This window comes from Streptomyces sp. NBC_00341 (assembly GCF_041435055.1).
Taxonomy (GTDB): Bacteria; Actinomycetota; Actinomycetes; order Streptomycetales; family Streptomycetaceae; genus Streptomyces.
The window spans coordinates 741156-755116 of sequence record NZ_CP108002.1 but is presented as its reverse complement, the minus strand read 5'-3'; the positions used below and the strand labels follow the sequence as shown (position 1 = coordinate 755116).

Here is a 13961-nt window from a genome sequence, read left to right as displayed (position 1 = left end):
GGACTGAGGGCCGAACGCCGCACGGTGCTGCTCGTCGCCGTGATGGTGGCCCTGATGCTCGCCCTGGGCCTGCTCGGACTCTGCTACGGGGCGTCATGGTCCTCCCCCGGCAGGGTGTTCGCCGTACTGAGCGGAGCGGACCATTCCGTGGTGATCCGGGACTGGCGGCTGCCACGGGTGCTGGCCGGGCTGGTGTTCGGCGCCGCCCTCGGGGTCGCGGGGGCGATCTTCCAGAACCTCACCCGCAACCCGATGGGCAGCCCTGACGTCATCGGCCTCGACGCCGGCGCCTACACCGGCGCCCTGGTCGCCATGACCGTACTGTCCGGCACGTCCGCGCAACTGGCCACCGGCTCGGTGCTCGGCGGGCTGCTCGTCGCGGCTGCCATCTACCTGCTCTCGCTGCGCAGCGGCTTCTCCGGGCTGCGGCTGGTGGTCATCGGAATCGCCTTCAACGCGATGGTGACCGCGATCAACTCGTGGATCGTGCTGCGCGCCGAACTCGAGGTGGCGATCGCCGCCGTCGGCTGGAGCGCCGGCTCGCTCAACGGTGTGGGCTGGTCCGACCTGGGGATTCCGTTCACGGTGATCGCGGTGCTGCTGGCCCTGATGACCGCACGGTCGCACGCCATGCACCAGGCCTCGCTCGGTGACGCGATCGCCGTGACCACCGGGGTCGGTCTCGGCCGGCTGCGGTTGCTGATGGTGCTGGTCGGCGTCGGCTGCACGGCCACGGTGACCGCCGTGGCCGGGCCGATCGCGTTCATCGCCCTGGCCGCCCCGCAGATCGGCCGCAGGCTCGCGGGCGCCGCCGGAGTGCCGCTGCTCCCGGCCGCACTGACCGGGGCGGTGCTGCTCCAGGGCGCCGACCTGATCGCCCAGATGCTGCTGGCGCCCGTCGCGCTGCCCGTCGGCGTGGTGAGCACCGCGATCGGCGGCTGCTATCTGATCTGGCTGCTGACCAAGGAGGTGAGGCGCGCGTGACCGCACGCCTGACGGCGCGGGAGATCACCCTGCGCTACGGAGACCGCGTCGTGTCCACACGGCTGAGCCTCGACATCCCCGACGGTGCGTTCACCGCCGTCGTGGGCCCCAACGCCTGCGGGAAATCAACCCTGTTGAGTGCACTGGTGCGACTGCTGCGGCCCGACTCGGGCCAGGTGGAACTCGACGGCCGCGACCTCGGCGGCTACGCGACCAAGGCACTGGCCAGACAGCTCGGCTTCCTGCCGCAGGACCCCCTGGCGCCCGACGACATCAAGGTCCGCCAGCTCGTGGGCCGGGGCAGGTTCCCGCACCAGTCGATGCTGGCGCTGTGGTCCGCGCAGGACGAGGAGGCCGTGACGGAGGCCATGGCCGCCGCCGGTGTCGAGGACCTGCACGGCCGGCCGGTGCAGGAGCTGTCCGGCGGACAGCGCCAACGGGTCTGGATGGCGATGGTGCTCGCCCAGCAGACGTCCTACCTGCTGCTCGACGAACCGACATCCTTCCTCGACATCACCCACCAGTACCAGCTGCTCGGGCTGCTGGCCAGGCTGCGCAACGAGGGCCGCACGGTGGTCGCCGTCCTGCACGACATCAACCAGGCCTGCCGCTTCGCGGACCACCTGATCGCCATGAAGGACGGCCGGGTGGTCGCGGAGGGCGTCCCCGGGGACATCGTGGACGCCGCGCTGATAAAGGACGTGTTCGACCTGCCGAGCGTCATCGTCCCCGACCCGGTGACCGGCACGCCGATGGTCGTACCCACACTTCAAGGAGAGTAAGTTGAGCACCGCAAGCGCGCCCTCGGACAGCCTTCTCGCCCTGACCGGCGCCCAGTTGGGAATCTGGAACGCGCAGCGCCTGGAGCCCGAATCGCCGTACTACGTGGTCGGCGACGTGGTGGAGATTTCCGGCACGGAACCGGTCGACGCGGACGCGCTGGCCGAGGCGGTCCGGGCGACCACCGAGGAGGCCGAGACCCTGCGGCTGCGGGTGTACGACACCCCGGACGGGCCACGCCAGACGGTGAGCGGGGAACCGGTCGGGCTGCCGGAGGTGGTCGACGTCAGTGGCGCGGCCGACCCCGCCGCCGCGGCCCAGGCCCTCGTCGACGCCGAGCGGGCCCGGACGGGTGAGGCATGCCGGGGGATGACGGACCGGGTGCTGTACGCACGTACCGTCATCAGGCTGTCCGACCGCGAGGTCTGGTACACCCAGCTCGGCCACCACCTGGTCTTCGACGGCTACACGGCCGCGATGCTCGCCCGGCGCACCGCCGCCCGCTACACCGCCCTGGTGCGCGGGACGGAGCCGCCCGTCTCCACCTTCGGCGGCTTCGCGGACCTCGTCGCCGCCGACCGGGCCTACCGGGAGAGCGACCGGTTCACCGAGGACCGCGCGTACTGGGTCGAGCGGTTCACACCACTGCCCGAACTCGACGACGCGACCGGGCCCGACACCACCGGCGGTTCGCCCGACCACACCCTGACCGCCCGCGCCGTCGTCACCCCCGAGGAGACGGCCGGGCTGCGCGCCTTCGCCGGCCGGGAGGGCGTCGCCTGGGGAGAGGCACTGATCGCCTGCTACGCCGCGTTCCTGCACCGCATGCTCGGCCGCACCGACCTGGTGTTCGCGCTGCCGCTGATGTGCCGGGCGGGCTCGGCCGAGCTGCGTACCCCCGCCATGGCCGTCAACGTGCTGCCGCTGCGGGTCACCGTGCGCGGCGGAGACGGACTGGGGGAGCTGAGCCGGCGGGTCGCCTCCGCCATGCGCGAGATGCGGGAGCACCAGCGCTACCGGGGCGAGGACCTGCCCAGGGACCTCGGAGCACCCGGCGCGGGGGCCCTGCTGCACGGAAGCGGGATCAACCTCAAGGCGTTCGACCTGGCGATCGACTTCGCCGGGGCCGGCGGTGTGATGCGCAACGTCGCGGGAGGGCCGCCGGAGGACATGGGCCTCAGCGTCCTGCCGACCCGGGACGGCGGGCTGCTGCTCGGCTTCGAGGTCGACGCCCGGTCCAAGGACCAGTCCGCGGTCGACGCCCTGCTGTCCGGGCTTCTGGCCCTGCTGTCGGGGCTGACCGACGGACTGCCCGTCGGCCGGATCGCCCTGACCGGCGACGCGGAACCGCCGGCCCAGTGGTGCCCGCCCGCCCTGCCCGGCACACCGCTGGACATACCGGCCGCGTTCGCCGCGATGGCCGCCGCCGGCCCCGGTCGTACCGCCCTGGTCTGCGGCGAAGACCGGCTGACCGCAGCGGACCTGGCGGACCGGGTGCACCGGCTGGCCCGCGCGCTGCGGGCCCGGGGGATCGGCCCCGACGACGTCGTGGCGCTGGCGCTGCCCCGCTCCGCGGACTCGGTGGTCGCGCTGCTGGCCGTGCTGGACGCCGGCGCCGCGTTCCTGCCCCTGGACGCCGCACACCCGCAGGAGCGGCTGCGTGAACTGATCGAGGACACCCGCCCCGCGCTGGTACTGACCGCCGGCGCGACCGAAGGGCTGCCGTGGGAGACCCTGCTCGACGAGGCGGCCCGGCTGTCCGGCGCGTCCCTGACAGCCGGTGAACTCGCCGCGCCCAGGCACCCCGAGCACCTCGCCTACGTCATCCACACCTCCGGATCGACCGGACGCCCCAAGGGCGTCCTCGGCCGGGCCGGCGGGCTGGCCTCGCTGCTGCACCACCAGCGGGCCACCGTCGTGGCCGAGGCCGAGCAGGCGGCCGGCAGGCAACTGCGCGTCGCACACACCTACTCCTTCGCCTTCGACTCCGCGTTCGACCATCTGGTGTGGCTGCTGTGCGGGCACGAACTGCACGTCTACGACACCGAGACCGCCCGCGACGCCGACGCCCTGCTCGCCGCGTACGCCCGCGACGGCATCGACATCGTGGACACCACCCCGTCGATGGCCGCACCGCTGATCGAGGGCGGGCTGCTGGACCAGCGCCCGACGCTCCTGGTCCTCGGCGGCGAGGCCACCCCGCCCGCGCTGTGGCGACGGGTCACCGAATCGGGCGTCACCGCACGCAACATCTACGGGCCGACCGAGGCCACCGTGGACAGCACCACCGCACGGATCGAGGGCGAGGGGCCGACCATCGGCCACCCCCTCGCCGGCACCCGGACCTACGTCCTGGACAGCGCGCTGCAACCGGTCCCGCACGGCACGGCCGGCGAGCTCTACCTGGCCGGACCGCACCTCGCCCGCGGCTACCTCGGCATGCCGGGGGCGACCGCAGAGCGCTTCGTGGCCGACCCGTTCGGCGCACCGGGCGACCGCATGTACCGCACCGGAGACCTGGCCAGGTGGCTGCCCGGCCAGGGCCTGGAGTACCGGGGCCGGGGCGACGGACAGGTCAAGATCCGCGGCCACCGGGTGGAGACCGGCGAGGTCGAGGCGGCGCTCGCCGCACTGCCCGGAGTCACCGCGGCTGCCGCCGGCGTACGGTCGTCCCGGCTGGTCGGCTACCTCGTGTCCACCTCGCTCACCGGCGACGCGGCCCGTGCCCACCTGGCCGAACGGCTCCCCGAGCACATGGTGCCCGCGACGGTCGTGGTGCTGGACCGGCTGCCGGTCACCCCCAACGGCAAGCTCGACCGCGCCGCCCTGCCCGCGCCCGTGCTCCCCGGCGGCGCCGGCCGGGAGCCCCGCACCGAGCGGGAGCGGCTGCTGTGCGCCATCCTGGCCGAGGTGCTGGACGTCGAACGGGTCGGCGTCGACGACGACTTCTTCGCCCTCGGCGGCGACAGCATCACCGCGATCACCGTCAGCAGCCGGCTGCGGGCGGCGGGCCTCGCCCTGCGCCCCCGGGACCTGCTGGCCCGCCGCACCTTCGCCGCGCTGGCAGCCTCCGCCGAACCGCTGACACAGACGCCCGAGCCGGCGGACGAGCCGGTCGGACCGGTACCCGCGCCGCCGATCGTACGCGGCCTCCTCGACCCGCATCCGGACACCGGGGTCGTCGCGGGATACGCCCAGTGGACCGCGCTGCGCGTGGATGAACTCGCCCACCACGACCTGGTCAACGGCGTACAGGCCGTGCTCGACCACCACGACGCACTGCGGCTGCGGGTGGCCGACGGGCTGGAGGCCCTGCCGCGCGGCACGGTACGGCCCGTCGTCGACGAGATCCGCGGCCAGGACGTGACCGCCCTCGCGGAGCGGCTGGCGGCCGAACTCGACCCGAGCTCCGGCGACCTGCTGCGGGCCGCCCTGCTCCGTACCGGACAGGACACACCGGACCGGCTGGTCGTCGTCGTGCACCACCTCGCCATGGACGGCGTGTCCTGGCGCGTCCTGCTCCCCGACCTGCACACCGCCTGCAACGGCGGCACGCTCGAACCGGTCGGAACGTCCTGGCGACAGCACGCGCTGCTCCTCGCCGGACAGGGGGAATCCGGCGCGCGGCGCGGCGAACTCGACCACTGGCGGACCGCGCTCGCCGCCGCCCCCCGGCTCGGCGCCCGGCCACTGGACCAGACGCGGGACACCGTCTCCACCGCCCACCGGTCCGTCACCGTGGCCTCCGCCGAGGCCACGGAGGCGCTCCTGACCACGCTGCCCGCCGCGTACCGAGCCGGTGTCGACGAGGTGCTGCTCGCCGCACTCGTCCTCGCCCTGCGCGGCTGGGGCCTGCCCGGCGACGCGCTGACCGTCTCGATGGAGGGCCACGGCCGCGAACACCTCGACCTGGCCCGCACCATCGGCTGGTTCACCAGCGAGTACCCGGTACGTGTACCCGCGTCCGACGACGTGGGCCAGGTGCTGCGCGCCGCCAAGGAGGCCCGGCGCGGCGTCCCCGACGGCGGGGTCGGATACGGCGTCCTGCGCCACCTCGACCCGGAGACCGGCCCCGAGCTGGCCGCCACCCCGCCGCCGGACGTGCTGCTGAACTACCTCGGCCGGTTCGCCCCGTTGTCCGCGACCGGCTGGCGCCTGCCGGAACGCGACGCCTTCTCGGTGATCGAGCCAGGAGCCAAGGCCCTGGAGCAGATCCTGGCCCTCAACTGCTTCGTCCACGAGGAGGGCGCGCCCCGGCTCGCCGTCGAGTGGACCGCCGCCACCGGAGTGCTCGGCGCCGAGGCCGTGACGGCCCTCCAGCAGGCCTGGGCCGCCGCCCTGGACGCGCTGGCCGCGCACGCGCTCCACTCCGGGGGCGGGCTCACGCCGTCCGACCTCCCGCTGGTCGGCCTCGACCAGCCCGCCATCGACGCCCTCGAACGCTCCGGCCCGATCACCGACGTCCTGCCCGCCACCCCGCTCCAGGTCGGGCTCTCCTTCCACACCCTGGTCCGCGAAGAGCAGGACACCGACGTCTACGTCGTCCAGGCCGTGACCACCCTGGCCGGCGAGCTGGAGCCGGACCGGATGGCAGAGGCCGCCCGCGAGCTGCTGCGCCGCAACCCCGCCCTGCGGGTGTACCTGGGCACCGCCGGGGACGACGTCGTCCAGGTCATCCCCGCCGAAGTCGCCCTGGAATGGCGCCAGGACGACCGGTTCCCCGAAGCGGCCCGCGCCGATCTGGAACGCCCCTTCGACCCGGCCCGGCCGCCGCTGATCCGCTTCCTGCTGTCCCGCGTCGGGCCCGCGGAACACAAGCTGGTCATCACCAACCACCACGCCCTGCTGGACGGCTGGTCGATGCCGCTGGTCGGCCGCACCCTGCTCGCCCTCTACGCCGAACTGAGCGGCGGCCCCGCCACACCGGCAGCCCCGCCCCTGTCGGAGTACTTCCGCTGGCTGGCCGGCCGGGACCGGGAGGCGTCACTCGCCGCCTGGCGCAACGCGCTGGACGGCGTGGACGACGCCACACGGCTGGCACCCGCGAGCGCCGGGACCGGCGTCGAGCGGCCCGGCCGCGAGACCATCGCACTGGGCCACGAGTTCAGCGACCGGCTGCGCGCGTTCGCCCGCGAGCAGGGCGTCACCCTGACCACCGTGCTCCAGACGGCGTGGGGCCTGCTGCTGGGCCGGCTCACCGGCCGGCGCGACGTCGTGTTCGGCTGCCCGGTCTCCGGGCGGCCCGCCGAGGTCGACGGCGTCGAATCGATGATCGGCCAGCTCGGAACCACCATCCCGGTACGCGTCCGGCACACCCAGGACCAGACCGCGGCCGGCCTGATGGCACAGGTGCACGCCGAGAGCGTCGTACTGGCCGAACACCACCACACCGGCCTGCCCGAGATCCAGCGGGCCGTCGGCGTCGGCGAACTCTTCGACACGATGCTGGTCATGGAGAACTTCCCGCTCTCCAGCCGGAAGCGCACCCCGCTCACCCCCGGACTGGACCTGGCCGGGGTGGACATCACCGACGCCACGCACTACGCGCTCACCGTCATCGTCATCCCGGACGACGAGATCACCATCGGCCTCGGCTACCAGCCGCGCGCCTTCAGCGCGCAGACCGTGCGCGACTACGGCCGCTGGCTGCGCAACCTCCTGCGGGAGATCGTCGACGACCCGGCCCGGCCCGCGCTCCGCCTCCCCGCACTCGACGCGGAGGAGCGAGCCCTGATGCTGCGTACCGGCACCGACGCCGTACCCGCCAAGGCGCGCGGGCACTGGCTGGACGAATTCGCCGCCTGGGTCCGCCGCAAGCCGGGCGCAGAGGCCCTGGTCTGCCGCGACCGCAGCCTCAGCTACGACGAACTGGACCGGCGGGCCAACCGCCTGGCCCAGGCGCTGATCGCACACGGGGTACGGCCCCAGGACCCGGTCGCGGTACTGCTCGGACGCGACATCGAGATGACCGTGGCGCTCTTCGGCGTCGCCAAGGCAGGTGCGGTGTACGTACCGATGGACACAAGCTATCCGCGCGAGCGGCTGGCCTACATGTTCGACGACATCGACCCGGCCGCCGCCGTGACGACCGGCGCCGAACTGCCCGTCGACCGCGACATCCCCATCCTGCGGCTCGACGAACCGGCCACCCTCGCGTCCGCCCCCGACACCGACCCGGCCGGGGCACGCGCCAGGCTCACAGAGGACGCGCTCGCCTACGTCATCTACACCTCCGGAACCACCGGGCGCCCCAAGGGCGTCGGCGTGACCCACCGAGGCGTTCCCGACCTGATCGCCCTCCAGGAGGAGGTCGTCGGCGTCACCGAGCACGACCGGTACCTGCACTTCGCCTCGACCGGTTTCGACGTCGCGTTCTGGCAGACCATGGTGCCGCTGCTCTCCGGCGGCACCTCCGTGATCGCGCCGGAGGAGGTGCGCGTCCCCGGCGACGAACTGCTCGACTACATCACCGAGCACCGGGTCACCGGGGTGAACCTGCTGCCGTCGTTCCTGGCCGCGATGCCCGACGACCGCACCGTCGGCCCCGACGTGTTCTTCGTGGTCGGTGCCGAGCGCCTCGACCCCGAGCTGGCGCGACGCTGGGGCGAGGGCCGCCGGGCGCTGTTCAACGCCTACGGCCCGACCGAGGTCACCATCAACTCCGTCACCTGGCAGTACGACCCGGACGACACCGGACCGCTGCCGATCGGCCGCCCCGACCCCAACGTCCGCGCCTACGTCCTGGACGGCGGGCTCCAGCCGGCCGGCACCGGCGTGACGGGCGAGCTGTACCTCGCCGGGCCGAGCCTGGCCCGCGGCTACCTGGGCCGCCCGGGGCTGACCGCCGCCGCGTTCGTGGCCGACCCGTTCGGCCCGCCCGGCGAACGGATGTACCGCACCGGAGACCTGGTGCGGTGGCGGCCGGACGGACAACTGGTGTTCCTCGGCCGCGCCGACCACCAGATCAAGATCCGCGGCTTCCGCGTCGAACTGGGCGAGATCGAGTCGACCCTGACCGGCCACCCCGACGTACGCGCCTGCGCCGTCATCGTCCGCGAGGGCAGGCTCATCGGCTACGTCATCCCCGTCGACGGCGCCGTCCTCGACACCGCACAGGTCCGCGCGTACCTGGCCGAGGGGCTGCCCGACCACATGGTGCCGACGGCGCTCGTGCCGATCGACCGGCTGCCGCTGAGCCCCAGCGGCAAGCTCGACTCCGCCGCGCTGCCGGCCCCCGAGACCGGGGCGGCGGCCCGCCGCGAACCCGCGAACCGGGCCGAAGCCGTCCTGCTCGGCGTGTTCCGCGACGTCCTCGGCACCGATGACATCGGCCCCGACGACAGCTTCTTCGCCATCGGCGGGGACAGCATCGTCTCGCTTCAAGTGGTCTCGCGCGCCCGTCGCCAGGGACTCGGCCTGACCGCCAAGGACGTGTTCGAGGGGGAGACGGTCGCCGGGATCGCGGAACGGGCCGCCGCCCTCGACGCCGGACAGGCCCCGACGACCGGAGACGCCCCGCTGACCCCGCTCATGCGCGACCTGCTGCGCCGGGCGGGAGCGGCCGCGGACGGGTTCTGCCAGTGGGTGGAGGTCTGTGTCCCGCCGGGCGGCGACGAGACGGGCTGGCGGTCCGTGCTCGACGCGCTCCTGGCCCGCCACGACGTACTGCGGGCCCGCCTGGCCGGTGACACCCTGCACATCCCGCCGGCCGGTGCGGTGACCGCAGCCGACGTACTCACCCGCACAACGGCAACCGGGGACCTGCGGGCCCCGGCCGACGCCGCGATCGCCGCGGCCCGCGCGTCGATGGACCCGCGCACCGGACCGCTGCTGCGCGCGGTGTGGGTGGACGCCGGAGCGGACCGGCCGGGCCGGCTCCTCCTGATCGCCCACCACCTGATCGTCGACGGGGTGTCCTGGCGCGTCCTGCTGGACGACCTGGAGCACGCCCACTCCGGCGGAACACTGACCCGGCACGGCCAGTCCTTCCTCGGCTGGGCGCGCTCACTGCGCGACGCCGACCGGAGCTCCGAACTCCCGCACTGGCGGCGGATGACCGCCACCCCGGCGCTCACCCGCCCCCTCGACCCGGCCCGCGACACCGTCGCCACCGCCGAGCACCACGAGATCCGGCTCGACCCCGAACCGACCCGCGCCCTGATCACCACCCTGCCGGCCGCATACCGCACCACGCCGGACGCTGTCCTGCTGACGGCACTCGCGCAGGCAGTACGGGACTGGCGCGGCACACCGGAGGTACTGGTCGCGCTGGAGAGCCACGGCCGCCCCCGGCACGTCGACCTCTCCCAGACCGTCGGCTGGTTCACCGCCGTCCACCCCGTCAGGCTCGAAGCCGGCGACGACGTGAAGGCGGTCAGGGAGCGGCTGCGCGCCCAGGGCGACGGCCTCGGACACGGCATCCTCACCGCCGCGGGCCTGCTGGACCCCGTGGCACCGGAGATCGCCTGGAACTACCTCGGCCGCTACCCGGGAGCCCCGGACAGCGAGACGCCGTGGCAGTCGCCCCCGGACGCCGACCCGCTCGGCTCGAACGGCTCCGACGCGATGCCCCTGCCGTACAGCCTGATGGTCAACGCCCTGGTACGCGACGACGCGCTGGGGATCCGGATCACCTGGCCGTCCGCGCTGTTCACCCCCGCCGAGACCGAAGCACTGGCCGAGCACATCCGGGACGCGCTCCTGCGCATCGCCGCCGCCCCCGAGCTCAGCGCACTCGACCACGACCGCCCGGCCGCCGACGTGCAGCCGCTGACTCCGCTGCAGGAGGTGATGCTGCGGCACTCGCGCACCGAGCGCCCCGACCCGTACACCGTGCAGTCGGCGTTCTCGCTCGCCGGCCCGCTCGACGTCGACGCCCTGCGCGCCGCGGGCACCGACCTGCTGGGCCGCCACCCGAACCTGGCCGCCGTGTTCCCCGCCGATCTGGCGGTGATCCCGCGATCGCCCCGGCCGGACTTCCGGGTGGCGGACGGGCCCGTCGACGAGGTGCTGGCGGCCGACCTGGCCGAGCCGTTCGACCTCGCCCACGGCCCGCTCCTGCGGCTGACCGTGATCCGGCGCGGCCCCGAACGCGCGGAGCTGGTCCTGACCAGCCATCACGTACTCTCCGACGGCTGGTCGGCCCCGCGTATCCTCACCGAGCTGTTCGCCCTGTACACGGCGCGGGTGCGCGGCGGGGCCCCGGATCTGCCCGCCCCCGTCCCGTTCGCCGGCTACCTGCGCTGGAGCGCCGAGCACGAGCCCGACCTCACGGCCTGGGCGGGCGAACTGGACGGCCTGCCCGAGGGCGACTACCTGGGCGGCGGCCGGCCCGGCCCGGCCTGGCAGGAACCCGAGGTCATCGAGTTCGACGCGGATCTGGTGGCCCGCCTCACCCGCCTCGCGGCCCGGCGCGGACTCACCCCGAACACGCTGGTGCAGGGCGCGTGGGCGCTGCTGCTCGCCCGCCGGTCCGGCCGCCAGGACGTCTGCTTCGGCGCCATGGTGTCCTGCCGCCCGCCGGAACTGGAGGGCATCGAGGAGATCATCGGACTGCTGGCCAACACGGTGCCGGTACGGGCCCGGCTCGACGGGACCCTCGCGGAGACGCTCGCTCGACTGCAGTCCCGGCAGCGGGCGCTGATCGAGCACCACCACGTGCCCCTGTCGGAGCTGGAACGGCTGACCGGACGGCGCAGGCTGTTCGACAGCATGGTGGTGTTCGAGAACTACCCCGTAGACCCGGACCGCCTCCGCGAACCCGCCCCCGGGCTCACCGTCGTCGGAACCCGCTTCCGCGAGGCCACCCATCACCCGGTGACCCTGACCGTCATGCCGGACGGCGACGGCTGGACCGGCGTGCTCGCCCACCGGATCGCCGCCCCCGGACTCGCGGAGGAACTGCTCGACCTGCTCCGCGACCTGGACGAGCACCTCGACGACGACGTCCTCGGCCTCCTGGAGCCCCGATGAGCGCGAACGCCGCACCGCCGCAGGAGCGGGTCGACCGGGAACTGCTGCGGATCGCGTTCATCCTGGTGCTCGGCACCTTCATGGCCACGCTGGACGCCACGATCGTCAGCGTCGGAATCGACCGCCTCACCGACGAGTTCGACGTGTCGGTCGCCGAGATCCAGTGGGTCACCACCGGCTACCTGCTGGCCGTGGTCGCCGCCGTGCCCGCTTCCGGCTGGCTGGCCGACCGGTACGGCGGCCGGCGGACATGGCTCGCCGCCGTGGGCGTCTTCCTGCTCGGCTCTGTGCTCTGCGCGTCGGCCTGGTCGGTGACCAGTCTGATCGTGTTCCGGGTGATCCAGGGCCTCGGCGGCGGCCTGCTGCCCGCGACCGGGCAGGCGCTGCTGGCCCGCGTCGCGGGGCCCGGCCGCACCGGACGGGTGATCAGCGTCGTCGCGGTCGTCCCGCTGCTGTCACCGGTCTTCGGCCCGCTGGCCGGCGGCTCCATCCTCTCGGTGGCGCCCTGGCCGTGGCTGTTCCTGGTCAACCTGCCGATCGGCCTGGCCGCCGCCCTGCTGGCCCGCCGCTATGTGCCGGCGGTACCCCCGGCGAACCGGCGGACGCCGTTCGACCTGCGAGGCGCCCTGCTGCTCTCGCCCGGTCTGGCCGTGCTGGTGTTCGGCCTGACCGAGGTCGCCCACGGCCGCACCGCCCCGGCCACCGCCGGCGTCGCCGCGGGCCTGGCGATGCTGGCCGGCTTCACCGTGCACGGCCTGCGGACCCGCGGCGCCCCACTGGTCGACCCCCGCCTGTTCACCCGGCCCCCCTTCGGCGCCGCCGCCCTCTCCCTGCTCGTCCTGGGCGCTTCGGTGTTCGGCACGATGTTCCTGCTGCCGCTCTACTTCCAGACCGGCCGCGGTATGTCGGCCTGGGAGGCGGGTCTGCTCCTCGCCCCCCAGGGGCTCGGCGCGGCGGCCGGCTCCGTGCTGGTCACCAGAGAGATCGGCAAAGCCGCGCCGAGGACCCTGGTGATCACCGGCATCGTGCTGATCCTCGCCGGCACCGCCCCCTTCACCCAGCTCCACCACGGCCTCCCGGACACCGTGATCGCCTCGGCCCTGGCGGTCCGCGGCTTCGGCATGGCCATGGTCGGCGCACCCGTGATGAACATCGTCTACAGCCGCATCGAGCCCGAACACCTGCCCCGTGCCTCCGGCGCGCTCAACCTGCTCAACACGGTCGGCGGCTCGATCGGCACCGCCGCCCTCGCGGTGGTCCTGCAGAACCGGCTGTCGGCCCGCGCCCCCGACATCCCCGCCGCGTTCGGCGACACCTTCTGGTGGGTCCTCGGCCTCTGCCTGTGCGCAGCGGCGGGCGCGACGAGACTGCCGAGGACCGGGGTCAGGAGTGAATCCCGCCCGCAGCCCCGTCCCGGCAGCCGCCAGTAGCGTCCGCACATGCGAAGCGCTTGGCCTGTTCGGCGACCGGTCGGCCGCACCCGGTCTGGTGACGCTCGCGGCCTCTCCGCGGCCTCTCCGTGGCCGCACCGGTGTCGCGCGGCCCGAGGACCGAGCCTTTCACGTCCGGATGCGGCATCGTGCGGGAGTGGACGTGACCGACGCGCTGGCGGACCCCGATCACGGCGTCGCGTACCTGGCCCAGTCGCTTCTGTCCGATCCGGTGCGGCTCCGGGGCTACTTGGGCGAAGCGCCGACGACGGATGCCGCGCTCGGGGCCGCGCACGCCTTGCACCGCATCACCGGCGACGCGGAGGAGACCCGGGCCGCGTACGAGGCCCTGGGGCGCCCCCGGGTCGAGGTGGACGGACTGGACGAGGAACTCCGCGGTGCGATCGTGCACGAGTACGCGAACCGCTGCGAACGGCAGGGCGATCCCCGCCGGCGCGTCGAGGCGCTGCGTACCGATCCGCCCGTGCGTCCGGATCACTGCTTCGGTGAGCGTGAACCCGTCAGCGTCGACACCCTGTTGTTCTACTGGCGGGACTAAGTGGATGCCCGGCTGAGCCGTCCGGCCCGGCGGGAATGCTTCGCGACCATGGGTAAGTCTTTGCCCATGGCCGGAATGTGCTGCTCCGCCTCGCCCACGCTGCCGGTCCGGGCCGCTGCGGTGCGGCCTGTCCCGGACGGCGCCATGCCGGGCCGTACGGCAGACGGCCGAAAGCGTGCGGGTGGCGGGCCCGGCCGTGTTACGGCCACGTTGACCGTATGCAATGGCGAGACGCA

Annotated in this window: 5 protein-coding genes; all 5 read left to right on the top strand. The window is 73.9% G+C overall.

The features are described 5' to 3' along the window. Positions 1 to 42: 42 nt before the first annotated feature. Positions 43 to 984: a FecCD family ABC transporter permease gene (locus OG892_RS03365; RefSeq protein ID WP_371631570.1), complete on the top strand. Its 942-nt coding sequence runs from the start codon at positions 43 to 45 to the stop codon at positions 982 to 984. Then, positions 981 to 1766: an ABC transporter ATP-binding protein gene (locus tag OG892_RS03360; RefSeq protein ID WP_328697747.1), complete on the top strand. Its 786-nt coding sequence runs from the start codon at positions 981 to 983 to the stop codon at positions 1764 to 1766. The genes OG892_RS03365 and OG892_RS03360 overlap by 4 nt, the downstream gene beginning before the upstream one ends. A 1-nt stretch (position 1767) precedes the next feature. Next, complete coding sequence (locus OG892_RS03355; RefSeq protein WP_371628410.1) at positions 1768 to 11736, top strand: amino acid adenylation domain-containing protein; 9969 nt, start codon at positions 1768 to 1770, stop codon at positions 11734 to 11736. Then, entirely contained in the window at positions 11733 to 13166 is a 1434-nt protein-coding gene (locus OG892_RS03350) for a DHA2 family efflux MFS transporter permease subunit (protein ID WP_328697749.1), read from the top strand. The genes OG892_RS03355 and OG892_RS03350 overlap by 4 nt, the downstream gene beginning before the upstream one ends. Before the next feature lie 163 nt (positions 13167 to 13329). Next, positions 13330 to 13725 (top strand): hypothetical protein, encoded by a 396-nt coding sequence (locus tag OG892_RS03345; protein ID WP_371628409.1) that lies wholly within the window; start codon positions 13330 to 13332, stop codon positions 13723 to 13725. The last annotated feature ends 236 nt before the right edge of the window (positions 13726 to 13961 follow it).